The 26,684-nt window shown below is 68.5% G+C and carries 26 protein-coding genes; 11 read left to right on the top strand and 15 right to left on the bottom strand.

Annotation, left to right across the window (positions count from 1 at the left end; genetic code table 11):
- Nucleotides 1-16 precede the first annotated feature (16 nt).
- The 3 genes from FGX59_RS02670 to FGX59_RS02680 all read left to right on the top strand — a co-directional run bounded on the left by FGX59_RS02670 (nucleotide 17) and on the right by FGX59_RS02680 (nucleotide 2,074).
- The gene (locus tag FGX59_RS02670; protein WP_138464961.1) at nucleotides 17-715 is read left to right on the top strand and encodes a L,D-transpeptidase; all 699 of its coding nucleotides are present in this window, start codon (nucleotides 17-19) and stop codon (nucleotides 713-715) included.
- 101 nt (nucleotides 716-816) lie between these two features.
- A complete protein-coding gene (locus FGX59_RS02675; RefSeq protein ID WP_138464962.1) occupies nucleotides 817-1,437 on the top strand; it encodes a MarC family protein in 621 nt (206 codons plus the stop codon).
- A gap of 58 nt (nucleotides 1,438-1,495) precedes the next feature.
- A complete protein-coding gene (locus tag FGX59_RS02680; protein ID WP_138464963.1) occupies nucleotides 1,496-2,074 on the top strand; it encodes a TIGR02281 family clan AA aspartic protease in 579 nt (192 codons plus the stop codon).
- Between the two features lie 52 nt (nucleotides 2,075-2,126).
- Here FGX59_RS02680 and FGX59_RS02685 read toward each other — a convergent pair whose 3' ends face one another.
- From FGX59_RS02685 to FGX59_RS02700, 4 genes are all read right to left on the bottom strand, one after another.
- Nucleotides 2,127-2,747, bottom strand: coding sequence for a phage tail protein (locus FGX59_RS02685; RefSeq protein WP_138464964.1), 621 nt, complete (start codon nucleotides 2,745-2,747; stop codon nucleotides 2,127-2,129).
- Nucleotide 2,748: 1 nt separating this feature from the next.
- A complete protein-coding gene (locus FGX59_RS38105) occupies nucleotides 2,749-3,450 on the bottom strand; it encodes a VPLPA-CTERM sorting domain-containing protein (protein WP_206078277.1) in 702 nt (233 codons plus the stop codon).
- 111 nt (nucleotides 3,451-3,561) lie between these two features.
- Complete coding sequence (locus FGX59_RS02695; RefSeq protein ID WP_138464965.1) at nucleotides 3,562-4,032, bottom strand: DNA polymerase III subunit chi; 471 nt, start codon at nucleotides 4,030-4,032, stop codon at nucleotides 3,562-3,564.
- A 4-nt stretch (nucleotides 4,033-4,036) separates the two neighbouring features.
- Entirely contained in the window at nucleotides 4,037-5,503 is a 1,467-nt protein-coding gene (locus FGX59_RS02700; RefSeq protein ID WP_138464966.1) for a leucyl aminopeptidase, read from the bottom strand.
- Nucleotides 5,504-5,624: 121 nt separating this feature from the next.
- Here FGX59_RS02700 and lptF point away from each other — a divergent pair, with 121 nt between their 5' ends.
- The 6 genes from lptF to rsmA are packed head-to-tail and all read left to right on the top strand — an operon-like array spanning nucleotide 5,625 to nucleotide 13,031.
- Nucleotides 5,625-6,758 (top strand): LPS export ABC transporter permease LptF, encoded by a 1,134-nt coding sequence (lptF, locus tag FGX59_RS02705; protein WP_138464967.1) that lies wholly within the window; start codon nucleotides 5,625-5,627, stop codon nucleotides 6,756-6,758.
- Nucleotides 6,755-7,849, top strand: coding sequence for an LPS export ABC transporter permease LptG (lptG, locus tag FGX59_RS02710; protein ID WP_138464968.1), 1,095 nt, complete (start codon nucleotides 6,755-6,757; stop codon nucleotides 7,847-7,849). Before lptF ends, lptG begins: the two co-directional genes overlap by 4 nt.
- Nucleotides 7,846-9,999 (top strand): LPS-assembly protein LptD, encoded by a 2,154-nt coding sequence (locus FGX59_RS02715; protein WP_138464969.1) that lies wholly within the window; start codon nucleotides 7,846-7,848, stop codon nucleotides 9,997-9,999. Before lptG ends, FGX59_RS02715 begins: the two co-directional genes overlap by 4 nt.
- 13 nt (nucleotides 10,000-10,012) lie before the next feature.
- Entirely contained in the window at nucleotides 10,013-11,218 is a 1,206-nt protein-coding gene (locus tag FGX59_RS02720) for a peptidylprolyl isomerase (RefSeq protein WP_138464970.1), read from the top strand.
- Nucleotides 11,218-12,192 (top strand): 4-hydroxythreonine-4-phosphate dehydrogenase PdxA, encoded by a 975-nt coding sequence (pdxA, locus tag FGX59_RS02725; protein ID WP_138464971.1) that lies wholly within the window; start codon nucleotides 11,218-11,220, stop codon nucleotides 12,190-12,192. The genes FGX59_RS02720 and pdxA overlap by 1 nt, the downstream gene beginning before the upstream one ends.
- A complete protein-coding gene (gene rsmA, locus FGX59_RS02730; RefSeq protein ID WP_138464972.1) occupies nucleotides 12,189-13,031 on the top strand; it encodes a 16S rRNA (adenine(1518)-N(6)/adenine(1519)-N(6))-dimethyltransferase RsmA in 843 nt (280 codons plus the stop codon). The genes pdxA and rsmA overlap by 4 nt, the downstream gene beginning before the upstream one ends.
- Before the next feature lie 8 nt (nucleotides 13,032-13,039).
- On the opposite strand, the gene FGX59_RS02735 is transcribed toward rsmA, so the two are convergent.
- The 6 genes from FGX59_RS02735 to FGX59_RS02760 all read right to left on the bottom strand — a co-directional run bounded on the left by FGX59_RS02735 (nucleotide 13,040) and on the right by FGX59_RS02760 (nucleotide 17,405).
- Nucleotides 13,040-13,870, bottom strand: a complete 831-nt coding sequence (locus FGX59_RS02735) for a hypothetical protein (protein WP_138464973.1) — start codon at nucleotides 13,868-13,870, stop codon at nucleotides 13,040-13,042.
- A gap of 133 nt (nucleotides 13,871-14,003) precedes the next feature.
- Entirely contained in the window at nucleotides 14,004-14,672 is a 669-nt protein-coding gene (locus tag FGX59_RS02740) for a hypothetical protein (protein WP_138464974.1), read from the bottom strand.
- A 93-nt stretch (nucleotides 14,673-14,765) separates the two neighbouring features.
- Nucleotides 14,766-15,863, bottom strand: coding sequence for a bifunctional diaminohydroxyphosphoribosylaminopyrimidine deaminase/5-amino-6-(5-phosphoribosylamino)uracil reductase RibD (gene ribD, locus FGX59_RS02745; RefSeq protein ID WP_138464975.1), 1,098 nt, complete (start codon nucleotides 15,861-15,863; stop codon nucleotides 14,766-14,768).
- Between the two features lie 4 nt (nucleotides 15,864-15,867).
- Complete coding sequence (nrdR, locus tag FGX59_RS02750) at nucleotides 15,868-16,338, bottom strand: transcriptional regulator NrdR (protein ID WP_138464976.1); 471 nt, start codon at nucleotides 16,336-16,338, stop codon at nucleotides 15,868-15,870.
- 112 nt (nucleotides 16,339-16,450) lie between these two features.
- Nucleotides 16,451-16,885, bottom strand: coding sequence for a hypothetical protein (locus FGX59_RS02755; protein ID WP_138464977.1), 435 nt, complete (start codon nucleotides 16,883-16,885; stop codon nucleotides 16,451-16,453).
- Between the two features lie 103 nt (nucleotides 16,886-16,988).
- Nucleotides 16,989-17,405, bottom strand: a complete 417-nt coding sequence (locus FGX59_RS02760) for a secondary thiamine-phosphate synthase enzyme YjbQ (protein WP_138464978.1) — start codon at nucleotides 17,403-17,405, stop codon at nucleotides 16,989-16,991.
- A gap of 269 nt (nucleotides 17,406-17,674) precedes the next feature.
- On the opposite strand from FGX59_RS02760, the gene FGX59_RS02765 reads away from it, so the two are divergent.
- A complete protein-coding gene (locus FGX59_RS02765; RefSeq protein WP_138464979.1) occupies nucleotides 17,675-17,875 on the top strand; it encodes a hypothetical protein in 201 nt (66 codons plus the stop codon).
- Nucleotides 17,876-17,893: 18 nt separating this feature from the next.
- Complete coding sequence (locus FGX59_RS02770; protein WP_138464980.1) at nucleotides 17,894-18,895, top strand: hypothetical protein; 1,002 nt, start codon at nucleotides 17,894-17,896, stop codon at nucleotides 18,893-18,895.
- A gap of 40 nt (nucleotides 18,896-18,935) precedes the next feature.
- On the opposite strand, the gene FGX59_RS02775 is transcribed toward FGX59_RS02770, so the two are convergent.
- The 5 genes from FGX59_RS02775 to FGX59_RS02795 form a co-directional block, all read right to left on the bottom strand.
- Entirely contained in the window at nucleotides 18,936-20,225 is a 1,290-nt protein-coding gene (locus FGX59_RS02775) for a 3-phosphoshikimate 1-carboxyvinyltransferase (RefSeq protein ID WP_138464981.1), read from the bottom strand.
- A 171-nt stretch (nucleotides 20,226-20,396) separates the two neighbouring features.
- Entirely contained in the window at nucleotides 20,397-22,409 is a 2,013-nt protein-coding gene (gene rpoD, locus FGX59_RS02780; RefSeq protein WP_138464982.1) for an RNA polymerase sigma factor RpoD, read from the bottom strand.
- Between the two features lie 109 nt (nucleotides 22,410-22,518).
- Entirely contained in the window at nucleotides 22,519-24,498 is a 1,980-nt protein-coding gene (dnaG, locus tag FGX59_RS02785; RefSeq protein ID WP_138464983.1) for a DNA primase, read from the bottom strand.
- A gap of 51 nt (nucleotides 24,499-24,549) precedes the next feature.
- Complete coding sequence (locus FGX59_RS02790) at nucleotides 24,550-26,001, bottom strand: Glu/Leu/Phe/Val dehydrogenase (protein WP_138464984.1); 1,452 nt, start codon at nucleotides 25,999-26,001, stop codon at nucleotides 24,550-24,552.
- Nucleotides 26,002-26,089: 88 nt separating this feature from the next.
- Nucleotides 26,090-26,572 carry a hypothetical protein gene (locus tag FGX59_RS02795; protein ID WP_138464985.1) on the bottom strand — a complete coding sequence of 161 codons (483 nt, stop codon included), beginning with the start codon at nucleotides 26,570-26,572 and terminating at the stop codon, nucleotides 26,090-26,092.
- Nucleotides 26,573-26,684 lie beyond the last annotated feature (112 nt).

Here is a 26,684-nt window from a genome sequence, read left to right on the forward strand (position 1 = left end):
ATGAGAGATCCAAGAGATGATCACCCGACGTTCCCTCCTGGCCACGGGCGCAGCCGCAGCCCTTGCCGCCTGTGCCCGCACCGAACCCGTCCAGCCGATCGCCCAGTCGCCTGAATTCCGCGAAGCCACGCCGAAGCTTCCGGATTTCTACGGCCAGGTCGACGACAAGTACGTCGTCTCCGCCGTGCCCGAGGGCGTGGTTCCGCAGCGGCTCTGGCGCCAGGTCGTGGCCAACCCCTTCCCCGAACACGCTCCCGGCACCATCGTGGTCGACCCGGATGCGGGCTATCTGCACCTGCTGCAGGATGACGGCAACGCGATGCGCTACGGCGTCGGCACCGGCGCGCAGGGCCGCGAATGGAACGGCGACGCGGTCGTGCAGTTCACCCGCGCCTGGCCGCGCTGGACGCCGCCGGACACGCTGATCGCGCGGATGCCGAAATACGCGCCCTACTCGGCCGCGAATGGCGGCATGGACGGCGGTCCGGGCAACCCGCTGGGCGCCCGCGCGCTCTACCTGTTCCAGGACGGCAAGGACACGCTCTACCGCATCCATGGCGGCTGCGAGCCGCAATACCTGGGCAAGGCCGTCTCCTCGGGCTGCATCCGCATGCTCGACCAGGACGCGATCGACATCGAGAAGCGGGTCAAGCACCACGCGACCGTGGTCGTGCTGCCCTCCTACAAGACCGGGATCGACGTCCCCGTCTACTGAAACCGCCTCCGTCCCGGCCCGCGCCCATGCGCGGCCGGGCGCGCAGCGGGCCACTCGACCGGGCACTCGACCGGGCGGTCGGCGTCGGCTAGGCTCGCGCCATGGAGCTCGCCACCTTCGTCACCGCCTTCACCACGCTCTTCGTGATGATCGACCCGATCGGCCTCGCGCCGATCTTCGTCGCGCTCACCCAGGGCATGGACAAGCGCCACCGCCTGCAGGTGGCTGCCCGCGCCTGCGGCATCGGCCTTTTGGTGCTGGTGCTCTTCGCGCTCTTCGGCATGTCGATCCTCGGCGCGGTCGGCATCACCCTGCCCGCCTTCCGCATCGCCGGCGGCATCCTGCTGTTCCTGATCGCGATGGAGATGCTCTTCGAGAAGCGCACCAAGCGCCGCGAGGACAAGGAGGAGGAGGCGCCGGACGATCCTTCGGTCTTCCCGCTCGCCACCCCCTTCATCGCCGGGCCGGGCGCGCTGGCGGCGACGGTGCTCCTGACCACGGGCGAAACGACGGGCTGGGCGGTCACCGTCACCGTGCTGGCCGCGCTGGCGCTGGTCGTGGCGATCGTCTTCGCCCTGTTCTCCATCGCCGGGCTGATCGAGCGGCTGCTCGGGCGCACCGGCATCATGGTGGTCTCGCGGCTTCTCGGCATGCTGCTGGCGGCGCTGGCGGTGCAATTCGTCCTCGACGGGCTGGCGCGGACCGGGCTGGCGCTGCCGTGACCCTCGCAGCCGGGCGGGGCCGGACCTATATTCCTGCGGAACGTGCAGAGGGACCGTCATGACCGAAGACCAGATCGCGCATCTTGCCAGGCGCCTGATCCTGCTGGCCGTGATCGGCGGAGCGCTACTCTTCGCCTTCCGCGGCCGGATGCTGATGGCGCTGCGCCTCGCGGTGATCTGGGGGCTGCTCTTCCTCGGCGTCGCGGTCGGCTACACCGTCTGGCAGGATTTCGAGACCAGCCTCACGCAGAGCCAGGTCTTCACCTCGGTCGGGCAGATCTCGGTGCCCAGGGGGCCGGACGGGCACTATCACCTGACAATGGACGTCAACGGCACGCCGTTGAGCTTCATCGTCGATACCGGCGCCACCGACATCGTGCTGAGCCTCGAGGATGCCCGAAAGATCGGCATCGACACCGACCGGCTGGCCTTCTTCGGCAATGCCCGCACCGCCAATGGAACGGTGGAGACGGCGAAAGTGGTGCTGAAGACCGTGCAGATCGGCGAGATCACCGACCGCAACGTGCCCGCGCGGGTCAATGGCGGGACGATGACCGGCTCGCTGCTCGGCATGCGCTATCTGGAAAGCTTCGCCGCGATCGAGATCCGCGACGGGCGCATGACCCTGACGCGCTGATGCGGAGGGCGCTGGCCGGCGCCCTCCGCCTTCCCGTCCGTCCGCCAGGGAACTACGAGCGGGACGGGAAGATGCCGGTCATCGCTATGCAGTAGCGCAGCGCCTGGAAGGGATCGCGCAGCGCCACCGGCATGTTGCCGCCGACCGGCTGTTCGGTGACCTGGATCGAGCCCGGCGCGGCAGCCGTCGCCGTGCCGCCGGGCAGCGGCGCGTAGATCTGCGCGCTGCTGGAAAGCGCCTGGACATTGCCGACCGGCGAGGGCGAGCTTCCCGGCGTGGGAACGACCATCTCCTGGGCAGTGACACCATGGACATGCGAGGGCAGCTCCCCCACGCTCAGCACCGCCTCCTCGCGGCCGCCGGTCGCGCCCTGCGGCATCGGCGTGCGGCCCGGCCCGTCGCCCGCGCCCACCACCGAGCGGCCGCGCAGATCCGGCAGGCCGAAGGTCGACCGGCCGTCGCCGCCATAGGTCGTGCCGTAGAGCGAGAAAAGCGCCGAGTACTGCGAGATCGGCAGCAACTGGCCATTCGCCTCGGCCGTGCCGCGCGGGCAGAAGCCGGTGCCCATCAGGATCACCTGTCCGATATAGACCTCCTGCACCTGCGCCGTCGCGGACCCGGCGCCGAGAAGCGCGGCGAGACCCGCCGCCGCGAGCGTTCCGATCCGGGCCATCTCAGCGCCCCCCCGTCCGGGGCACCCGCCGCCGCGCCAGCGCCAGCACCCCGGCCCCGCCCGCCAGGAGCAGGCCCGAGGCCGGCAGCGGCACCGGCGCGACCGGATCGACCGTCGCCGCGGTGACGATCTCCAGCGCGGCATAGTCGACCGCATAGGATTCGAAGGCCGCCAGGCCGAAGGAGGCCTCCGGCGACAGGACCAGCGTATTCGCGCCCTGCACGATCAGCGCGGGGTCGAGTCCATAGGACAGATCGGCGATCTGGCGCTGGTTGATGTCGTCGCCGACGACCACCGGGTTGTAATGTCCGGCGACGAAGCTGCCGTTCAGGGCGATGTCCATCCCCGGCGCCTTGTCGGTCGCGGTCTCGGTCCAGCCGCCGCCCGGAAGCACGAAGATGTCGACCCCGGCGATGCGCAGCTTCAGCGTGGCGCTCTGCACCGCGAGGCCGCCGAGATCGACGGAGAAGGCCAGCGACACGCTGCCCAGGGTGTCCCATTGGTCGGTTCCCGCGGGGTCTCCCGGGCCGGAAAGGTCGAAGGGCGCGGGGATGGCGGCGAAGGCGCCCGCGGCGCAGGCGCCGGGCTCGTATCCGCCGAAGCAGTCCGCATCCCCCGCCATGGCGGTGACCGGTGCCGCGGCGGCCGGACCTGCGGCCCCCGCCGCCAGGCCCAGGATGCAGGCGAGTCTGGTAAACGACATGGGCTCCTCCCTGCTGGTCGCTCGGAAGAGTCCTACCCCATGTCGCGTAAATCGAATGTGATGAATATCACAAACAACCCGGAATTGTTTCCATCCACGGCCGAACCGGTCTCAACCCTGCGGCGCGGTCGACATCCGGCGGGTCCAGCCGCCGTCTTCCTGCGCCCAGTACTCCGCCACCGCCCCGGCCGCGGTCAGCACCCGCCACTGGCTGCGCGCGGCGGCGAGCTGCATCTCGTCATGGCCGTCGAAAAGGATGCAGACCCGCTCCAGCGCCCCGGCCTCCGCGGCGCTGACCTCGGCCGCATCCACCGCCATCACGCAGGCCGTGCCCGGACGCGCGGTCTCGGCCGTGGTCAGCAGCACCGGCTGCAGCGCGTCATGCGGCCCGCCCTCGAGCCCGTGCGGCAGGAAGCCCTCCTCGGGCCCGAGCCAGAGCTGGGCGTCGAGCTTCTCCAGCCGCGCCCGGTCGCGGCCGCGCAGATCCACCTGCCAGCCGGCCTCGAGCGCCTTTCCCAGGAGCCGCGGAAGCGTCGCCTCCAGCGGCCCCTCGGTGAGGTGGTAGAACATCGCGCGGCCCAAGGGCTCAGCCCTCGAACCGGTCCCGGACCAGCCGGTCGAGCGCCAGCACGCCCCAGCCGGTGCAGCCCTTGGGCGAGAGCACCGAGTCCGACTTGATCGCGGCCACCCCGGCGATGTCGAGATGGATCCAGGGGGTACCCTCCTCGACGAAGCGCTTGAGGAACTGCGCCGCGGTGACGGAGCCCGCCGGACGCCCGGCCGAGTTCTTGATGTCGGCGATCGAGGACTTGATCATCCGGTCATAGGCCGGGGCCAGCGGCATCCGCCAGGCGCCCTCGCCCTCCGCCGCGGCGGCGGCGAGGAAGGCCGCGGCGATCGGCTCGTCATTGGAATAGACCGCCGCCATCTCGTTGCCGAGCGCGACGATGGCCGCGCCGGTCAGGGTCGCCAGGTCGACGATCGCGGCGGGCTTGTAGGTCTGCTGCGCGTAGCAGAGCACGTCGGCCAGCACGAGCCGCCCCTCGGCATCGGTGTTGTTGATCTCGACGGTCAGCCCCTGCATCGACTTGACCACGTCGCCCGGACGGGTCGCCATGTGCGAGGGCATGTTCTCCACCAGCCCGACGAGGCCGATGACATTCGCCCTGGCCTTGCGCAGCGCCAGCGCCCGCATCACCCCCGAGACGACGCCCGCGCCGCCCATGTCCATGGTCATCTCTTCCATGCCCTGGGCGGGCTTCAGGCTGATGCCGCCGGTATCGAAGACGACGCCCTTGCCGACCAGCGCCAGCGGCGCTTCGTCGCCGCCGCCGTTCCAGCGCATCACCACCACCCGCGACGGGCTGGCCGAGCCCTGGCCGACAGCGAGAAGCAGCCGCATGCCGAGCTTTTCCATGGCCGCCTCGTCGAGGATCTCGATCTCGAGGCCGAGCTCTTCCATCGCTTCAAGCTGCGCGGCGAATTCCAGCGTTCCCAGCACGTTGGCGGGGGCGGAGGTCAGGTCGCGGGCGAAGAACACGCCCTCGCACAGCGCCGCCTGGTCGCCTGCGGCTGCCGCCACGGCCTCGGGCTTGGCCACCATCACTGTCACCTCGCCCTGCGGCTCGGCCTCCTTCGACTTCATGTCGGAATAGGCATAGGCCCGGAGCGCCAGGCCGAAGGCCAGCTCGGCGGCATTGGCGAGCGCGCCTGCGGCAACGAGCACAGGCTTCGCGCCCTTGGCGCGGGCGATGGCGGAACCTGCGGCGCGCGCCTCGGCGATCCGCGGCTTGCGGGCGATCTTGACCACCTGCAGCGCATCGGCGGCCATGCCTGCGGGGAAGCCCATCTCCAGCGCCTCGCCCTGGCCGAGCGCCTCGAAGGCCGGGCTGGAGACCGCCCGTTCGAGCGCGCCCCGTGTCAGCCGGTTGACCCGGCGCCCGAGCTGGTCCAGACGGCCGTCGGCGGTCACGAAGGTCACGACCCGCCCCTCGAAAGTGGCCAGAAGCTCCAGGTCGGTCTCGCGGAAATGGATGGGTGCAGGTGTGGTCATGGGAAGTCCTCGGTCTGTCGCGCGGACCCTAGCCCGGGCAGAGCGGATTGGCCAGTTTGGAGTTTTCCCCTGCAAGACAATCCTATAGTCTGCAGTCAAAACGGAGAAACGAGGGCAGTGAATGGGACGGTTTGACAGATACCTGCTGTCCCAGCTCATGCTTGTTTTCGGCTTTTTCGCGCTGGTCCTGGTGGGCGTCTACTGGGTGAACCGCGCGGTGATCCTGATCGACCAGTTCATGGGCGCGGGCAGCTCGGGGCTCCTGGTGCTGCAGCTGACGCTGCTGACGCTGCCGACCCTCATCAAGCTGGTGCTGCCGATCGCCGCCTTCCTGGCGGTGCTGCAGGTCTGCACCCGGCTCTATTCGGAAAGCGAGCTGGTGGTCGTGCAGGCCACCGGCTTCTCGGGCTTCCGCCTGGCGCGGCCGGTGCTGGCCTTCGGCTGCGTCGCGGGTCTGCTGATCGGGGTGCTGGCGCATGTGCTGGTGCCGGTCTCGATGGCGCGGCTCAACGACAAGGAGGCCGCGCTGGCCGATGCGGCCTCGGCGCGGCTGCTGGTGCCCGGCACCTTCCAGCACCCGGTTGCCGGCGTGACGGTCTATGTCCGCGATGTCGATGCCGACGGGGTGATCCGCGGGCTGATGCTGTCGGACCGGCGCGATGCCGGCCAGGCGGTGACCTATACCGCCGAGCAGGCGCTTCTGCTGCGCGACGAGGACGGGCCGAAACTGGTGATGATGGACGGCATGGCGCAGACGCTCGACCTGCAGACCGACCAGCTGTCGATCACCCGCTTCAGCGATTTCACCTTCTCGATCGGCGGGCTGATCGCGACCCCGACCGAGCGGCGGCTCGATCCCCGCCAGGTCTCGACCCCGGCGCTGCTGGCCGCCTCGCAGGAGCTGCAGGACAGCACGCGCCGCGACACCGCCTGGCTGCGCCGCGAGGCGCATATGCGCTTTGCCGAGAGCACGCTGACCCCGGCGCTGTGCGTGATGGGCTTCTCGGCGCTGCTGCTCGGCACGTTCAGCCGCTTCGGGCTCTGGCGGCAGATCGCCTTCTCGATCCTGCTCGTCGTCCTGGTGAAGCTCTTCGACAATGCCGCGGCCGACATGGCCAAGAGCGCGCCCTCGGCCTGGCCGGTGATCTACGCGCCGAGCCTGCTGGCGGCGGCGATATCGGTGCTGCTGCTATGGCTCGGCGGCGGGCGGCTGCATGCGCTCTCCCTGGCCTTCCGCCGGAGGAGCGCGCGGTGATCCTGCATCTCTATTTCGCGCGGAAGTATCTTGGCATCTTCCTGATGATCCTCGGCGGCTTCACCGTCTTCATCTGGCTGGTGGAACTCCTCGAGCATATCCGCCGCTACGACGCGGGCGAGCTCGGCTTCCTGCGGCTGAGCTATCTTTCCGCGCTGCACCTGCCGGAGATGCTCTACCAGGTGCTGACGCTGGTCGTGCTGCTCAGCACGGTGACGATGTTCATCACGCTGGCGCGCACCTCCGAGCTGGTCATCACCCGCGCCACCGGCCGCTCGGCGCTGCGCAGCCTGGCCTCGCCCGCGGCCACGGCCTTCGTGCTCGGCTGCCTCGTCGTGGCGCTGGCCAATCCGCTGGTCTCGGCCAGCTCCAAGGCCTACGAGCGCGAGATCAACCGCCAGGCCGGGAACGAGCGGACGCTGTCGGTCAGCGGCGAAGGGCTCTGGCTGCGCCAGGGCGTCGATGACGAGCAGACCGCGATCCGCGCCTCGCGCACCAATCTCGACGGCACCGTGCTCTATGACGCGGTGTTCTACGGCTTCGACCGCGAGGGCACGCCGGTCTACCGCATCCATGCCGCCGAGGCCGCGCTGACCCCCGAGGGCTGGCAGATCAGCGACGCCAAGATCTGGGATCTGGCCAATGACGACATCCCCGAGGCCAGCGCCAGGCGGGTGGCGAGCTACCTGCTGCCCTCGGAGCTGACCCCCGACCAGATCCGCGACAGCTTCGGCACGCCCTCCTCGATCTCGATCTGGGCGCTGCCGGGCTTCATCAAGCAGCTCGAGGCGGCGGGCTTCTCGGCACGCAACCACATGGTCTGGTTCCAGGCCGAGCTGGCGCGGCCGCTGAGCTTCGTCTCCATGGTCTTCATCGGCGCGGTCTTCACGCTGCGCCATACCCGCATGGGCCGGACCGGGCTGATGGTGCTCCTGGCCGTGCTCTCCGGCTTTCTCGTCTACTTCATCGCCAACCTGTCCCAGCTGATGGGCCAGAACGGCCAGCTGCCGATCGCGCTCGCGGTCTGGAGCCCCTCCATCGCGGCGATCTGCCTTGCGGTCGCCGCGCTCCTGCATTTCGAGGACGGATGACCCCGAGACCCGCCCCCAGACCTTCCCGCTTCCTGGCCGCGCTGCTCTTCTCCTTCGGGCTGGCCGCGGCCTCGCCTGCCGATGCGCAGAACGCCCCGGTCACGCTGGTGGCGGATTCCGTCATCGTCGAATCCGAAACCGTGCTGATCGCCGAGGGCTCTGTCGAGGTCTTCTCCGAGGGCCGCCGCCTCAGCGCCACGCGGCTGGTCTACGACCAGGAGAGCGACACGCTCTCGGTCGAGGGACCGATCACGCTGACCGACGGGCCGGACACGCTGGTCGTGGCGGATGCCGCCGAGCTGTCGGCCGACCTGCGCGACGGCATCATCGAGGGCGTGCGGGTGATCCTCGACCAGCAGGTGCAGATCGCCGCCAGCTCGGCGCAGCGCCAGCAGGGCCGCTTCACCGACCTGCGCGACACGGTCGCGACCAGCTGCGAGGTCTGCACCCCGGGCGAGACCCCGCTCTGGCACATCCGCGCGCGCCGCATCATCCATGACGAGGAGCGCAAGCGGATCTATTTCGAGCATGCCCAGTTCCGCATCCTCGACATCCCGGTCGCCTACCTGCCCGCGATTTCCACGCCCGAACCCAGCGTGCGCCGCGCGCGCGGCTTCCTCGTGCCCTCGACCAAGACCTCGGATCTCTACGGCACCGGGCTGCGCCTGCCCTATTTCGTGCCCCTGGGCGAGCATGCCGACCTGACCTTCGCGCCCTTCGTCGCGACCGACCTGAACGGCAGCTACACCCGCACGCTCGAGGCGCGCTACCGCCAGGCCTTCACCTCGGGCAATATCGAGTTCAACGGCGCCATCTCGGAGGATTCCATCGAGGATGACGGGATGCGCGGCTATCTCTTCGGCGAGGGCAGATTCGACCTGCCCTACCAGACGACGCTGACCTTCGGCATCCAGTTCGCCAGCGACGACGCCTATCTGAGCGACTACGACTTCTCCGATGCCGACCGGCTGGAGAACCGCATCGGGCTGAGCCGGATCGTCGGCGACAGCCGCGCCGAGGCCAATGTGATCGTCTACCACTCGCTGCGCGACGACGAGGACAACAACACCATCCCCACGCTGGTCGGCGATGCCCGCTACGACGAGCGCATGCAGGTGCCCGGCCTGCCGGGCTTCGTCGATTTCACCGTGATCGGCCAGGGCCACCGGCGGATTTCCAGCGAGGACATCGTCGGCCGCGACATGGCGCAGGGCCGCGCGCTGCTGAGCTGGGGCAATGCCGTCACCGTCGGCCCCGGCATCCGCCTGACCGCCGATGCCCGCGCCATGGCCGATGTCCAGCATGTCGTCGAGGACAGCCGCTACGAGAGCTACCAGGCGGCGCTGACCCCGTCGATGTCGCTGGCCGCGAACCTGCCGATGAAGAAGACCGGCGCGAACGGCGTCTCCTACCTGCTGGAGCCGATGGCCCAGGTGGTCTGGGTCGGGCCCTACGACATCGACAGCCCCAATGACGACAGCACCCAGCCGGCCTTCGATCTCGGCAACCTGATGGGCTACCAGCGCTATCCCGGGCTCGACCGGGTGGAGGACGGGCTGCGCGCCAACCTGGCCCTGCGCTGGCAGCGCTTCGCGCCCTCGGGCTGGACGGTCGGCCTGACCACCGGCCGCGTGGTGCGCGCCGAAAGCGCCGATTTCAGCCCCGGCACCGGGCTGGGCGGCACCCGCTCGGACTGGCTGGCCCAGGTCGATCTGGACTACAAGGGCATGACCCTGCGCAGCCTCACACTGATCGGCGACGAGGGCGACCTGACGCTGAACGAGACCCGGGTGGGCTATGTGAACACCCGCTTCGACCTGACCGCGGGCTATGTCTGGCAGATCGAGGACGAGGCGCTGAACCAGGACGAGGATCTCAGCGAGCTGACGCTGGACGGCAGCTACCAGATCACCGACCGCTGGGAGGCCCAGATGGCGCTGCGCCGCGACCTGATCGCCGAGCGCTCCACCCGCGCGGGCTTCGGCCTGACCTATCGCAACGACTGCGTCAGGGTTGATCTTTCCGGCGTCCGGCGTTTTAGAAGCACCGAGGACGCGGAACCCACCTATTCCTACGGCCTGACCGTGTCGCTGACCGGTTTCGGCACCGGCGGAACGGCCAGCAGTCCCCGAACGGGGCGGTGTTCATGATGAGGACGAGCGTATGCTGAAAAAATACCTGCGGGGCGTCGGCGCGGCGCTCCTGATGTCCATTGGCGCGCTGGCCCCTGCGGCCCAGGCCCAGTCGCTCTTCGATCCGGTCGTCCGGGTCAATGAAAGTGTCATCACCCGCTTCGAGGTCGAGCAGCGGCAGCAGTTCCTGACCGTCCTGCGCCAGTCCGGCATCACCCGCGACGGCGTGATCGACGCGCTGATCGACGAGCGGCTGCAGCTTGCCGAGGCGGCCCGGCTGAAGGCCGAGCTGACCGAGGACCAGCTGCAGCAGGCGATGGAGGAATTCGCCGCCCGCGCCAATCTGAGCGCCGAGGAATTCACCGCCGCCATCGGCCAGCAGGGCGTCGCCCCCGAGACCTTCCGCGACTTCGTCCGCGCCGGGGCCGCCTGGCGCGAGGTGGTGCGCCGCCGCTATGCCGGCCAGGCGCGGGTCTCGGATGCCGAGATCGACCGCGCCATTGCGCTCGGCACCGGCCAGGGCTCGGTCCAGGTGCAGCTGGCCGAGATCGTGCTGCCGCTGATGCCCGAGACCGCCGCGCTGGTGCGCGAGGAAGCCGACAAGATCCAGCAGATGAAGACCAATGCCGAATTCTCCGCCGCCGCGCGGGAATACTCGGCCTCGCCCTCCGCCGAGCAGGGCGGCGCGCTCGGCTGGATGCCGCTGTCGAACCTGCCCGAGCAGATCGCGCCGCTCTTCCTGTCGATGGCGCCGGGCGACGTGACCCCGCCGCTGCCCCTGCCGAATGTCAACGCGATCGCGCTCTTCCAGCTGCGCGGTCTGCGCGACTCGCGCCCCGGCATCCTGCAGAATGTCGATCTCGACTACATGCTGGTGCGCACGCCCCAGGGCCAGGCAGCCGCGGAAGTGGCCCGGCTGGAGCCGCTGGTAAGCACCTGCGACTCGATCTACAGCCACATCTCCGATCCCGACGGCACCCGCATCGAGCATGTCACCGCCCCGCGCAGCGACACCGAGACGGCGCGGCGCGGCGTGATCGACGGGCTCGACCCGCTGGAGATGGGCGCGCTGCCCGGCAATGCCGCCTTCGTCATGCTCTGCGCCCGCACCCCGATCGCCGGGGCGGATCTGAGCCGCGACGACCTGCAGCAGCGGCTGTTCCGGCGCAAGCTCGAGGACCTGGCCGGCGGCTACCTCGCCGAGCTGCGCGCCAATGCCTATATCGAGCGTCTCTGATGGCCCCGGCGCCGGTTGCGCTGACCTGCGGCGAGCCCGCCGGGATCGGTCCCGAGCTTGCGCTTCTGGCGCAGGCCCGGCTGGGGTCCGAGCTGCCCTTCTTCTGGATCGGCGATCCGCGCCACCTGCCCGAGGGCGCGCGCTGGCACGAGATCTCGGCCCCCGCCGAGGCCGCGGAGCCGGGCGACAGCCTGGCCGTGCTGCGCCATGACTTCGCCGGCGACGCCGTGCCCGGCCGGCCCGATCCGAGGAATGCGCTCGGCGTGATCGAGGTGATCGCCCGCGCCGTCCGCCTGGCCCGCTCGGGCGAGGCCGGGGCGGTCTGCACCCTGCCGATCCACAAGAAGGCGCTGAAGGACGGGGCGGGCTTCGCCTTTCCCGGCCATACCGAATATCTCGCCCATCTCGCCGGCGTGCGCCGCGTGGTGATGATGCTGGCCGCGCCAGAGCTGCGCGTCGTGCCGGTGACGATCCACATTCCCGTCGCCGAGGTCCCGCGCGCGCTGACCCGCGAGCTTCTCGAAGAGACCATCCGCATCACCGCGGCCGCGCTGGAGCGCGATTTCGGCCTTTCCGGACCGCGCCTGGCCGTGGCCGGGCTGAACCCGCATGCGGGCGAAGGCGGCGCCATGGGCCGCGAGGAGATCGAGATGATCGCCCCGCTGCTCGAGGAGCTGCGCGCCGAGGGCTTCCAGATCACCGGCCCGTCCTCGGCCGACACGATGTTCCACCCGGGCGCGCGCGCCCGCTATGACGCGGCGCTCTGCATGTATCACGACCAGGCGCTGATCCCGATCAAGACCGTCGATTTCGCCGGCGGGGTGAATGTCACGCTGGGCCTGCCCTTCATCCGCACCTCACCCGATCACGGCACCGCCTTCGACATCGCCGGGACCGGCACGGCCGATCCGACCTCGACCATCGCCGCGCTGCGCCTGGCGCGCGAGATGGCCACCCGGAGGGCCGGGGCATGAGCGGCATCGACAGCCTGCCGCCCCTGCGCGAGGTGATCGCCGAACACGGGCTCTCGGCGCGCAAGTCGCTGGGGCAGAACTTCCTGCTCGACCTGAACCTGACGGCGAAGATCGCGCGGTCTGCGGGCGACCTCACGGGCTGCGACGTGCTGGAGATCGGCCCCGGCCCTGGCGGGCTGACCCGCGGCCTGCTGGCCATGGGCGCTCGCCGCGTGGTGGCGATCGAGAAGGACACGCGCTGCCTGCCGGCGCTGCAGGAGATCGCCGAGGCCTATCCCGGACGGCTGGAGGTGATCTCGGGCGACGCGCTGCAGATCGACTGGGCGGCGCATCTGAACGGGCCGATCCGGGTCTGCGCCAACCTGCCCTACAATGTCGGCACCGAGCTGCTGGTGCGCTGGCTGACGCCCGAGACCTGGCCGCCGCTCTGGCAGAGCCTGACGCTGATGTTCCAGCGCGAAGTGGCCGAGCGCATCGTCGCCTCGCCCGGCTCCAAGGCCTATGGCCGGCTGGCGCTGCTGGCGCAGTGGCGCGCCGAGGCGCGGATCGTGATGGACCTGCCGGCGCGCGCCTTCACCCCGCCGCCCAAGGTGAATTCGGCCGTGGTCCATGTCACCGCCCTGCCCGAGCCGCGCTTCCCTGCGCCTGCCGAGGGTCTGTCGAAAGTCGTCGCCGCCGCCTTCAACCAGCGCCGCAAGATGCTGCGCTCGTCGCTGAAGGGCTTCGCGCCCGAGATCGAGGCGAAGCTGGAAGCGGCCGGCATCGACCCGACCGCCCGCGCCGAGACGGTGTCGCTGGAACGCTTCTGCGCGCTTGCGCGGTGCTTGAAAGCGACGTGATTTCTGAGCTAGCGCAGGATGAACCGGCCGGTCTGATCAATCATGACATCCTCAGCCGTCACCTTGCCCGGCAAGCTGATCGTGTTCTCCCGGATCGTGTCGAATCCCCCGAAATCGGGGCTATTCCACTTGGGAGTCGACGTGGCATCCGGAGCCGTAACGGTGTCTATCGTCGCGATCGTGCTTGATGTCGCGTAATCCCAGCTTCCCGGCTTGGCCGGGATCTGCCTACCAGCCTGATAGAGTTCCAGCACATCACGCCCCTCATACGTCATCACCGGGAAGGCTGCATCCGGGGCTCCGATCGCCGTGACCAGCGGACCGCCTTCGCCACCGACCGGATCGACCCCCATCGCCGTGAAGCCCGTCACATAGGTCAGAGAACTATAGGCCAGCGACAGCCGATCATAACCGGCGTTGTGCATCAGCGCAGCCATTTCGTTCGCCCAGCGTTGGGCCGCAGGGAAGTCACCGGCCCCGAGCGCGGCCAGCATCGCAGCATCCGCCGTAGCCGCCGACTCCGGCATGCCGTCGATCACGGCATCTGCCTGGCTGAACTCGAATTGGAATCCCGCCGCGTCGAATCCGGGAATGTTTTTGTCTATGCCACTGAACAAAGTAGTGACCATCACGATTCTGTCCGCCAGTAGGGCGATTTCCAGAGGCGGCGGCTCGCTGCGGCATTCGATGCTGCCCTTGTAGAATTCCCCTGACTTGACGTGGATCCGGACCTCAGGATCGCAGCTATCCAAGACCACATCGTAACATTTGTCGAGCCGCTGGTTCGACGTCACGGCAATCTGGGTGCCGTTGCGGATTGCCGTGATGCTGACCTCCATGCGCATCTTTGACCAGTTCTCGGGGAAGGCGCAGAGTAGCAGGCTCTCCGCGGCACCGGCGGTCCACCCTGGGAAGGCGACTGCAGCCGCAATGCACCCAGCTCGAAGAGTTGCACCAATTCCATTCATTGTTTTACCCCTTGTTCCTGCCGCCGCTCTGGAACACCGTGCCGAAGAATGCCAAGGCCAACAGGACCAACGCACCAGCCAGCGCCCAGAAGATCGCGTCGAAATAGTAACGTGCCAGAAAGGCATGAGGATCCCACCGGGTCAGAAGGAGCAGATTTCGCGCCTGAACCGGTCCGCAGCGCTCTCGAGTTCCGTCCGGCCAAGGGTTATAAAACAACTCGAGTTCGACAGCCGCTTCCGCAGCTAGGCGAAACCGCGCGGAGCTTCGGGACGACGGGATCGCGTTCATGCAGAAATCGAGCACAGCGCCGCCGGAATGTTCATCCGCGATAGGCGCTGTATAGTTGGGCGGCGTGGATGCAGCTTCGACCCAAACCGGCTTTCCGGTTTTTCCACTTTCGAAAGGAATGAAGCATTGCCCGCGCTGATCCTTGCAACGGACAAGGAAATTCGCGTTTTCAATCTGAATCGTACGGGACACGTTTTCCAAATGGAGGTCCGTAAGGCCCGTCTTTGCATCTGTAGAGAAATAATAAACCGCGGTTCTTCCTGAACGAAGGTCCTCGACAACATTTGTCAAATAGAATCCTACAAATCCAGAAAACAATGCGAAAATTCCGGTAAATACCGTCGATTGAAGGAGACCCGAAATAAACTGCTGAATTCCAGTCATCGAAAAATCCCCTTAAAACCAATGACGTGCATCCGGACAATTTTGTTTCCGTCCAAAAATGTTACCTTAGGTTAATACACCCCTCCGGTACGATCAAGAGCGTGACCGCCAGAGATGCATCACGTCCGGTCCGACGGGGCGGGTCTCGACCAGGTCGAAGCGCGGCGCGTCGGCGAGATGCGCGAGCTCCATCGCGCCGAGTGACGGGCGGCCCTCGGCCCCGAGCGCCAGCCCCGCGGTGAAGCCGATCAGCCGGTCGACGAGCCCCGCCGCCAGCAGCGATCCCGCCAGCGTGCCGCCGCCCTCGCAATAGACCCGCGTCAGCCCGGCCGCGCCGAGCGCCGCCAGGACCGCATGCGGGTCGAGCTGCCGCCCCTCGCCGATCGCGGCCTCGATCAGCACCGCACCCGTCTCCGCCCAGGCCGCGCGGCGCGCCTCGGGCGCGTCGGGGCCGTGGACCAGCCAGACCGGAACCTCTTTCGCCGTGCGCGCCAGCGTGCCCTCCAGCGGCAGGTCCAGCCGCCGCGACAGCGCCACGCGCACCGGCTGTTCGGCGATGCCGAGACCGCGCACGGTCAGGGAGGGATCGTCGTCGCGCGCCGTGCCGCCGCCGACCAGAACTGCGTCATGGGTCGCGCGCTGCAGGTGGACGAGGCGGCGCGCCTCGGGCCCGGTGATCCACTGGCTCTCGCCCGAGGCGGTGGCGATGCGCCCGTCGAAGCTGGTGGCGAGCTTCAGCGTCAGCATCGGCCGCCCGTCCTCGATCCGCTTCAGGAAGCCCTCATGCGACTGCCGCGCCTCCGCCGCCATCAGCCCGGTCTCGACCGCGATCCCCGCGGCGCGCAGGATGTCATGGCCCTTGCCCGCTACCCGCGGGTCGGGATCCTCGAGCGCCGAGACCACGCGGGAGACGCCCGCCTTGACCAGCGCCATCGAACAGGGCGGCGTGCGGCCGAAATGGGCGCAGGGCTCCAGCGTGACATAGGCGGTGGCATCGCGCGCCGCCTCGCCCGCCTGGGCGAGCGCCATCGCCTCGCCATGGGGGCCCGACTGGCCCTGGGTCCAGCCGCGGCCGACGATCCGGCCGTCCTTCACCAGAACGCAGCCCACCGAGGGGCGCGGCCAGACCCGGCCCAGCCCGCGCGCGCCCAGCGACAGGGCCAGCGCCATGAAGCGCCGGTCGTCGGTCATCGGATCAGGCCTCGGGCGGGACCGCGCCGGGCCGCAGCTCGGAAACGAACTTGTCGAAGTCATCCGCCGCCTGGAAGTTCTTGTAGACGCTGGCGAAGCGGACATAGGCGACCGTGTCGATCCGCGCGAGCGTCTCCATCACGATCTCGCCGATGGTCTTCGAGGGGATGTCCTGCTCGCCCAGGGATTCCAGCCGGCGCACTATCCCGGAGATCATCTTCTCCATGCGATCGGGCTCGATCGGGCGCTTCTGGCAGGCGATGCGGATCGAGCGCTCCAGCTTGTCGCGGTCGAAATCCTCGCGCCGCCCGTTCGACTTGATGACCACGAGGTCGCGCAGCTGCACCCGCTCGTAGGTCGTGAACCGGCCGCCGCATTCGGGACAGAAGCGGCGCCTGCGGATCGCCACGTGATCCTCCGCCGGGCGGGAATCCTTCACCTGGGTGTCCACGTTTCCGCAGAATGGGCAGCGCATGGGGCCTCCGTCGGTCAGTGCGGCTGATCGTCCACAGCGACTATAGGAAACCCCCGAGCACTTGGGTAGTGAAGAATGCCGCCCCCTAGATAAAGTGTGTGCGGCGCGTCACTCAGCGGCTGAACGTGCCCCGGTTGCGATCGCTGTTGCAGACATGGCGGCCATGCCCGACGGTCGTCGCCGCGCCTGCCTGGCGCGGGTTGAGGAACAGGCCGGAATTCATGTCCGGCATCTCCTCGCGGGATCTCAGCGCGAAGCTGACGCCGCGGGTGCCGGGATAGCTGATGCTGTCGCCCGCGGGCTGGATGATGACCACGCGGTCGGTCTGGCGCGCGCCGAGGCGGCGATAGGCGTAATCGGCCGCGGCACAGAAGAAGGACGGGCCGGCATCGCCCGGCTGCGCGATCACCTCGAAGGTGCCGGGCTGTTCCAGCGGCACGACACGGTTGCCGTTCGTGGCCAGGAACTGGGATCCGCCGGGATGCTGCGGAATATCGCAGGCCGACAGGGCGAGCACGGCAAGCGCCGGAATGAGAGCGTAACGCATGGACCGGGTCCTCCTTCGCAATCAAACCTTTGTCAGAGCCGCGCGACCGCGGCAAGGGACGCGGCTGCCGCAGCCGCCGGAATGCGATCACAGCCTCGGGAGGTCACGCCAGATGCGCGGCCACCTCGCGGTGCTGCGGCGCGCGGCGGTGCTCCACGACATAGATGCCCTGCCAGGTCCCCAGCCGCATCCGTCCGGCCGCGACCGGGATCGACAGGCTCACCGGCAGGAGCGCCGCCTTGATATGGCCCGGCATGTCGTCCGGCCCCTCGTAGGTATGGGTCAGATAGGCCATGGAGGGATCGTCGGTGGGCGGCACCAGCCGCTCGAGAAAGGCGCGCAGATCGGTCCGGACCTCGGGATCGGCATTCTCCTGGATCAGCAGCGAGGCCGAGGTATGGCGGATCATCAGCGTCAGGAGCCCGTCCCCCGTGCCGCTCTGCGCCACCCAGTCCGCCACCTCGCCGGTGATCTCGTAGAGCCCCGGACCGCGGGTCGCGACGGTGAAGCTTGCCTGCATCTGCCTGTCCTCCAGCCTGGATGTCCCCGTGACAATCGCGCGGATCGCGGCGGGGCGCGATGCGGCGCGTCGCACCGGATCCCGGGCTGACGGTGCGATTTCAGCACAAATTTTAGGCATATAACATTCGATTTTTCCGTCCCGCCATGCCATGACCCCGGCAGACGGGCCTGTGCGGCCCGGCCGGGCGCCCCATGGGCGACCCGGATGCAGGTGCCGGAAGGGACTGGCGGAAGACGCCCCGTCCGGAAGTGTTACGGAGACATGCCATGAGCGACGCTGCCGTTTTCCGCAGGACATTGACGAGCAACAAGGATCTCGGGGGCGCCTCGCTCGCGACCAAGATCCTCGTAACCAGGCTCCGCCGGCAGGTCTCCGACACGCCGTCCGCGCTGGACCAGGCCATCCGCGAGCTGTCCAGCTATTTCGACAAGCACCAATTCGCGTCCAAGGACATGGCCGCTCTCTGACGGCACGAGGGGTTTCCCATGAAGAACAAGATGATGAGCATCGCCGAAGCCGCCAGCACGATCGAGAGCGGCCGCATCCTGCTGATCGCGGGCTCGGAGACGGCGCTGCGCCACCTGCCGAAGGGGCGCTGGATCGGCGGCACCTCCGTCTACTTCCTGACCGCCGAGGGCGGACGCTGCGACGAGGAGAACGTCTTCGTCACCGTCTTCGATTCCGCCACCGACTGCCGCATCCGGCATTACGGCACCGACACCCTGCCCGGCCTCGCCGCGGACCGGTTCGGCCACGGCTTCTCGGCCATCCTGATCCCGTCCTTCTCGAAGGCGCATGCGCAATTCGCGATGGAGGGCGCGGGCTATGACAGCGTCTTCGAGCAGCCGCTGATGGGCTGGATCACCGGCACGCATCTCGACGAGATCGGCCGCACCAGCCCGAAGGTCTTCGACGGCACCAGCGGCGCCGCCTATGACGAGGGCGCGATCCTGTTGCATGTCGAGCTTCCGGCCACCGTCCGGACCGAGCTCGACATCATCAACCTCTTCGAGCAGGACCGCGAGGCCGACACCATCGTCTTCGCCGCCGACGGCTTCTCGGCCGAGACCGCGAAGGTGAATGGCCGGGAGGTCGATTTCGCCGACTACGTCTCCGCCAATGCGCTCGACACCCGTCTGCCGCTGGTCGCCGACTATGCCGGGGCGATGATCAACGTGTCCTTCCAGACGGTCGACCGCGACACCGGGCGGGTGCAGTTCTACGCGCCCGTCGTCGCAGGCGTCGAGTACCGGCTGGCGAAGTCGACCGGCGACTATGCCACCGCCTTCGCCGAGCGGATCAGCGGCGAGCCCGGCGAGCAGCTCTCCTGCAACTGCATCCTGAACTATCTCTACGGCGACATGGAGGGCAAGCGGACCGGCGGCTATACCGGCCCCGTCACCTTCGGCGAGATCGCCTATATCCTGCTGAACCAGACGCTTGTGCATCTGGATTTCGAACGGGCCGAGGCGGCAGAGGTCGCCTGAGCCCGCCGGGGCGCCGCCAGCACGGCGGCGCCATAAGGCATCAGCCGGAGAATTCGGCCGTCACGCCGAGCTTCGCCAGTTCCGTCCAGTAGTCCGGGAAGGTCTTCTCGACGCAGCGCGGATTGGTGATGACGACATTGGCGCGGCGCAGCGCCACCAGCGCGAAGGCCATGGCAATGCGGTGGTCGTCGAAGGAGTCGATCTCGACAGGCGCCGCCTGCGGATCGTCCTCAAGCCCGCCCGTCACCGTCAGGTCGTCGCCCTCGACGACGGCCAGGCCCGGACGGATCCGGTTCAGCCCGCTTTCCACCGCGGCAATCCGGTCGCATTCCTTGACGCGCAGATTGGCGATCCCGACAAAGCGCACCGGCGTGCGGTTGAAGGCCGCCAGCACCGCCAGGGTCGGCACCGCGTCCTGCATCTGCGAGCCGTCGATCTCTGCCGGCATGTCCGGGAAGAGCCGCATCACCGCCTCGGACTTGGCATCGGGCTGGCGGGTCGCCTCCGCGTCGCAGGCCTCGATCTCGATCTCGGTCGGGCAGAGCGCCTGCGCCGCCCAGAAATAGGTGCAGGCGGAATAGTCCGGCTCGATCTGGTAGTCGCGCGCCTGGTAGGCGGCGGGATCGAACACCCAGCGGCCCGGCTCGGTCAGGACCGGCGCGACCCCGAAGGCCGCCATCGTGTCGGTCGTCACGTCGAGATAGCCCGCCGCGTCGATCGCCTTGGCCCCGGTCAGCCGCAGGTCGAGCCCGCGCGGCATCATCGGCCCGGCCATCATCAGAGCGGAAACATATTGCGAGGAATAGCCGGCATCGATGCCGATCACCGGACGCTCCGCCTGCGCGGCCAGCGCACCCTGCCCGGCCACGGTCACCGGCATGCAGCCCTCTGTCGACGTGACGTCGAGCCCGAGCGCGCCGAGCGCCTCGGTCAGCGGGCCGATCGGGCGCTTGCGCATGTAGCTGTTGCCGTCGAGCTCGACCTTGCCGTCGACCAGCGCCGCCGCCGCGGTGAGGAAGCGCGCCACCGTGCCGGCATTGCCGACGAAGAGCGTCCGCGAGGGCGCCGCCAGGCGGCCGGAGCCCGTCACCGCCAGGTCGCCATCCTCCAGCAGCTCGACCTTGACGCCGAGCGCATCGAGGCAGTCGCGCATCGCGTCGGTATCCTCGGAGAAGAGCGGACGGCGCAGCACCGAGCGGCCCTCGGCCAGCGCGGCAACGAGAAGCGCGCGGTTGGTGATCGACTTGGACCCGGGCACGCGGATGCGGGCGGCGGGTTCGGGCTGGTAGCCGGTGAGGGCCACGAATCTTGGGCTGCCAGGCTGGGTCATGCGGTCTCTCCGATCCTCCCGTCTCTGCCGGTGCGCCGCACGGGACGGCGCGCCCGCTTCCTACATGCGCCGCGCGCGGGAGGAAAGCGGAAGGCGGCGGCGCAAAAGGAAAGGGCCGCGCCAAGGCGCGGCCCAAGGACATGCGGCGCCCCCGGAGGGGCGGCACGGCCGTTACTGGTCGAGGAAGCTGCGCAGGCGGCGCGAGCGGCTCGGATGCTTCAGCTTGCGCAGCGCCTTCGCCTCGATCTGGCGGATCCGCTCGCGGGTCACGCTGAACTGCTGCCCGACCTCTTCCAGCGTGTGGTCGGTGTTCATGCCGATGCCGAAACGCATCCGCAGGACCCGTTCCTCGCGCGGGGTGAGCGAGGCGAGGACGCGCGTCGTCGTCTCCTTCAGGTTCTCCTGGATCGCGGAGTCGAGCGGCAGAACCGCGTTCTTGTCCTCGATGAAATCGCCGAGCTGGCTGTCCTCCTCGTCGCCGATCGGCGTCTCGAGGGAGATCGGCTCCTTGGCGATCTTCATCACCTTGCGGACCTTCTCCAGCGGCATCTGCAGCTTTTCCGCCAGTTCTTCCGGGGTCGGCTCGCGGCCGATCTCGTGCAGCATCTGGCGGCCGGTGCGGACCAGCTTGTTGATCGTCTCGATCATGTGGACCGGGATGCGGATGGTCCGCGCCTGGTCCGCGATCGAGCGGGTGATCGCCTGCCGGATCCACCAGGTCGCGTAGGTGGAGAACTTGTAGCCGCGGCGGTACTCGAACTTGTCGACCGCCTTCATCAGGCCGATATTGCCTTCCTGGATCAGGTCCAGGAACTGCAGCCCGCGGTTGGTGTACTTCTTGGCGATGGAGATCACGAGGCGCAGGTTGGCCTCGACCATTTCCTTCTTGGCCTGGCGGGCCTCCTTCTCGCCCTTCTGCACCTGCTGGACGATGCGGCGGAATTCCGAGATGTCGAGACCGACATACTGGCCGACCTGCGCCATGTCGGAGCGCAGCTCCTCCACCTTGTCGAGCGAGCGCTCGAACAGCGCCTGCCAGCCGCGGCCCGGCTTTTCGCCCATGCGGTCGATCCAGGTCGGGTCCAGCTCGTAGCCGCGATAGGCCTCGATGAAGTCGCGGCGGTTGATCCGCGCCTGGTCGGCGAGCTTCACCATCGCGCTGTCGATCGACATGACGCGGCGGTTGATGCCGTAGAGCTGGTCGATCAGCGCCTCGATCCGGCCGGAATGCAGATGCAGCTCGTTGACCAGCAGGACGATCTCGCTGCGCAGCAGCTGGTACTCGTCCTCGTCCTCTGCCGAGAAGCTCTCGTCCTCGTTCAGCGTGGCCGAGATCCGCATGTCCTGCATGTCGGACAGGTTGGCGTAGTCGCGGGCGATCCGGTCGAGCGTTTCAAGCACGCGCGGCTTCAGCGCGGCTTCCATCGCCGCGAGCGACATGTTGGCCTGGTCGTCCTCCTCGTCGTCTTCCTCGCGCGAGATCGGATTGCCGTCGGCGTCGTATTCCTGCTGCGTCTCGGAACGCTCTTCCTTCTTCGGACCGTTATCGGCCACCACGCTGAGACCCTCGACGACCGGGGCGGTGGTCTCCTCGCTGTCCTCGTCGCCCATCGAGCGGCCGAACGTGGCCTCGAGGTCGATGACATCGCGCAGCAGGATGTCCTCGGAGAGAAGTTCGTCGCGCCAGATCGTGATCGCCTGGAAGGTCAGCGGGCTTTCGCAGAGCCCGGCGATCATGGTGTTGCGCCCGGCCTCGATCCGCTTGGCGATGGCGATCTCGCCCTCGCGGCTCAGCAGCTCGACCGAGCCCATCTCGCGCAGGTACATGCGCACGGGGTCGTCGGTGCGGTCGAGCTTCTCGGTCTCGCTCGATCCCAGCGCGACGTCGCGCGTCTCGTTCTTGGTGATCACCGCGGTGGAGGCCGACGGGGCGCTCTCGCCCTCCTCGGCTTCCTCGTCCTCGATGATGTTGATACCCATCTCCGACAGGAGGGACATCACGTCCTCGATCTGCTCGGAAGAGACCTGGTCGGGCGGCAGCACCTGGTTGAGCTGGTCATAGGTGATGAATCCGCGTTCCCGGGCCTCCGCGATCATCTTCTTGACGGCAGCCTGGCTCATGTCGAGCATCGGCTCGTTGTCGCTCTCGTTCTGCTTGTGATCGTCGGTGTCCTTGGCGGCCATTTGCAGCTCCTTCACGGGGGGTCCCAGGCGACTCACCTAGTGCCCGGCGCTGATTCTGTCACTGTCTAGCAAGCAATTATGAGTGATTCTTCACTGAATGCGAATCGAATCACTGTTTGCTGCCTGATTCTCCTAGCGGAAGCTGATCCAGCAGCCGCCTGAACGCGTCCCTCTCGTCGCGGTCCAGCCGCGCGCCGTTCTCTGCGATGTCAAAGGCGCTGTCCTTTTCCATATGCGCACGTTCTGCCCGGTTGCGGGCCTCGGCGGCCTGGGCGAGCCGATAGGTCACGTATTCGTTCTGTCCCTGTCCGATCTCTTCGGCGGCTTCCTCGATCTCAAGGCGCAGACCCCGCTCCGACTGGAGTTTTGCCAGGGACTCGGCCAGTGTCGATACGGCGACTTCCAGATTGCCGCGATGCTTGAACACGGGAGTTACGCGCACATGGGGGCTGACAAGGACGCTGTCAACGGTGTTGTGGCCGGCAGATTCGCGAATCGTGTCGAGGAAGCCCGAATCATCGGCCTCCGCCGCCCGCGCCAGAATCGCCGCCAGCAGCCTGCCATGCTCGCTTTCCAGCATCTGCAGCGCGTCCAGATCGGCCTCGAAGGTGGCGATCACCCGCGGATCGAGCAGGCAGGCGGCCAGGATCGACATTTCGCGGATGCGCTCGCCCGCGCGGTTGTCGGGGTCGCGCGCCAGCGGCGTGGCGCAGGTCTCGGGGCGCGGCTGCGCCGGAAGGCCGCGGCGGGCGCCCGGGACGAAGGCGCCGCGCATCCCGCCCGACGACGGCCGGTCCTTGCGGCCCGGGCGGAAAAGCGACCAGCGCAGGTCCTTGATCGCCTGGCCGTAATGCTGGCGCAGCGAGGGGTCCTCGATCCGGCCGATCAGCTCGCGCAGCCGCTTGTCCAGCGCCGCCTTGCGCTCGGGGCTGTCGAAATCCTGGCCCTCGGTCTCGCGCTGCCAGAGCAGGTCGACGAGCGGCTTCGCCTTGTCGAGCACCGCCTGCATCGCCTGCGGCCCCTCGGCCTTGATCAGGTCGTCCGGATCCTTGCCCGCGGGCATCAGCGCGAAGCGCAGCGAGCGCCCGGCCGAGAGCATCGGCAGCGCCAGGTCGATCACCCGCATCGCGGCGCGCAGCCCCGCCTTGTCGCCGTCGAGCGCGATCACCGGCTCGGGCGAGATCCGCCACATCAGCTGCAGCTGGGTCTCGGTCACGGCCGTGCCCAGCGGCGCCACCGCGCCGCCGAAGCCCGCCCGGACCAGCGCGATCACGTCCATGTAGCCCTCGGCCACGACCAGCGGCTGGCCCTTGCCCGCCGCGGCGCGGGCGGGGCCGTGATTGTAGAGGTTGCGGCCCTTGTCGAAGAGCTCTGTCTCGGGGGAGTTCAGGTACTTCGCCCGCGCCTCGGGGTCGAGCGAGCGGCCGCCGAAGGCGATGCAGCGGTCGCGCGCATCGCGGATCGGGAACATGATGCGGCCGCGGAACCGGTCATAGGGCGCGCCGCCGTCATCGGGCCGCGCGGCGAGCCCGGCATCGACGATCAGCGACTCGTCGATCCCCTTGGCGCGCAGCGCCTCGAAGAGCCCGCGGCGGTTGTTCGGCGCATAGCCGATGCCGAAGCGCTCCTGCCCCTCGCGGCCGAGGCCCCGGCGCTCCAGATAGGCGCGGGCCTCTTCCGCGGCGCCGCTGCCCAGCTGCATCCGGTAGTAGCGGACCGCCTGCTCCATGACCTCGGACAGCTCGGTGCGGCGGTCGGCGCGCTTCTGCGCCTGCGGATCGCGCGCGGGCATCGGCATCCCGGCCTCGCGGGCGAGGATCTCCACCGCCTCCATGAAGCCGACATTCTCGGTGTCCTTGACGAAGCTGATCGCGTCGCCCTTCGCATGGCAGCCGAAGCAGTAGTAGAAACCCTTGCGGTCATCGACATGGAAGGAGGCGGATTTCTCCTGGTGGAAGGGACAGGACGCCCACATGTCGCCCCGGCCCTGGTTCGACTTGCGCGTGTCCCACATGACCTTGCGCCCGGCCACCTGGGCCAGGCTCACGCGGGTGCGCAGCTCATCGAGGAAACCGGGAGGAAGACTCATGTCCGGCACTATGGCCCAAGCCCGTGCCGGACGCCAGAGGACCCGGTGTCCTCAGAGCCCCTTCGCGCGGTAGCTTTCGGCGACGCGGCTGATCGCGGTGATATAGGCGGCAATGCGCAGATCGGGGACGTCCGCGCGGCGGTGCCACACCTCGCGCATCGACTGGTAGGCCACCCGCATCGTGTCATCGAGGCCAGAGCGGACCAGTTCCAGCTCGTCGGCGCCGCGCAGGTATTTCAGCTTGAAGCTGTCCGAAAGCGTCGTGCCGTTGCCCATGGCACCGACGATCCGCTCCATTTCGTCGACGACCAGCTGGTGGCGCGCCTCCTCCTGGCGCCGCTGCATCCGGCCGAAGCGGATATGGCTGAGATTCTTCACCCATTCGAAATAGCTGACCGTGACGCCGCCGGCATTGGCGTAGAGGTCGGGGATGATGACCTTGCCGCGGCGGCGCAGGATCTCGTCCGCCCCGGCGGTGACCGGCCCGTTCGCCGCCTCGATGATCAAGGGCGCCTGCACCCGCTCGGCATTGCCAAGGTGGATCGTCCCCTCGAGCGCGGCCGGGACGAGGATGTCGCAGGGCTCCTCCAGCAGCAGCGCGCCCTCGGCGATCACCTGGGCATGGGGATAGTCCTTCACCCCGCCATTGTCGCTGATCCAGCTGCGCAGCGAGTCCACGTCGATGCCCGAGGGATCGAACACCCCGCCGTCATGCTCGATCACGCCGGTGATCAGCGCGCCGTCCTCTTCCGAGAGAAACTTCGCCGCGTGGTAGCCGACATTGCCGAGCCCCTGCACGATGATCCGCTTGCCCGCGAGCCCGCCATCTAGCCCCGCGGCCGCCATGTCCTCGGGGTGGCGGAAGAATTCGCGCAGCGCGTATTGCACGCCGCGGCCGGTCGCCTCCACCCGGCCATGGATGCCGCCGGCATTCAGCGGCTTGCCGGTGACGCAGGCGCGGGCGTTGATGTCGGTGGTGTGGATGCGGGCGTACTGGTCGGCGATCCAGGCCATCTCGCGCTCGCCGGTGCCCATGTCGGGGGCCGGCACGTTCTGGCTGGGATGGATCAGGTCGCGCTTGATCAGCTCGTAGGCAAAGCGGCGGGTGATCGATTCAAGCTCGTGCTCCTCGTAGTGGCGCGGATCGATCCTGAGCCCGCCCTTGGAGCCGCCGAAGGGCGCCTCCACCAGCGCGCACTTGTAGGTCATCAGCGCGGCCAGCGCCTCCACCTCGTCCTGGTTCACGCCCATCGCGTAGCGGATGCCGCCCTTCACCGGCTCCATATGCTCGGAATGGATGGCGCGGTAGCCGGTGAAGGTCTGGATCTGGCCGCGGAGCCGGACCCCGAAGCGCACTGTGTAGGTCGCGTTGCAGACGCGTATCTTCTCCTTCAGCCCCGACGGCAGGTCCATCAGGCCCACCGCGTGGTTGAACATCATGTCGACGGAATGGCGGAAGCTCGGCTCCGCCTGGACCGCCGCGCCGGTCACGGGCACATTCATACGTTCTCCTCCCGGGCTCGTCCGGAAGGCGACTCAGTTGCCTGCCAGCGGCCCCTGCAAGGATCATCCGGGATCTCTGTAGGATCCGCTAACCGTTTTCCCCGAGCTCGCCGAGACGGCGCTCCAGCAGGTCGGCAAAGGCCTTGGTCGCGGCCTTGGGGGTCATGCCGCCGATCCCCACCCGCGCGCCCGTGCGCCACCAGAGCCCCGGCACCCAGCGCAGGCTGCCCGGCCGGCGCAGCGAGACGACGACGCCGTTGGCGGGCTTGAAGGCGAAGGCGCCGCGCTCCAGCCGGGCGATATCGGCCAGCCACAGCACCGTGTCCCCGCCGCTTTCGGCGATCCGGTCGGGATAGAGCAGGAGCCCGCGGGCGCCGCTGCGCCAGACCGCGACGGCGCCGAGCGCGGCCGCCACGGCCACGGCCGCCAGCATCAGCCGCGCCGCCGCCCCCTGCCCGCCCTCGCCCGCGGCGACATAGAGGCAGACCACTGCCACCGCCGCCAGCACGAGGACCGTTAAAATGATGCGCGTCTTTGAGGGATATAGCTGCGCCAGCGCTTCCGTGCCCATGTGCTCGTCCCGTCTCCTGTTCCAAGATGCTGATTTCACCGGCGGGTCTGCCGCCATTCGCGGTCGCGGCCGCCGCGTCCCGGGATGGCGCCGCCGGGCGCGCATCCCCTGC

This window comes from Poseidonocella sp. HB161398 (assembly GCF_005870025.1).
Taxonomy (GTDB): domain Bacteria; phylum Pseudomonadota; class Alphaproteobacteria; order Rhodobacterales; family Rhodobacteraceae; genus Mangrovicoccus.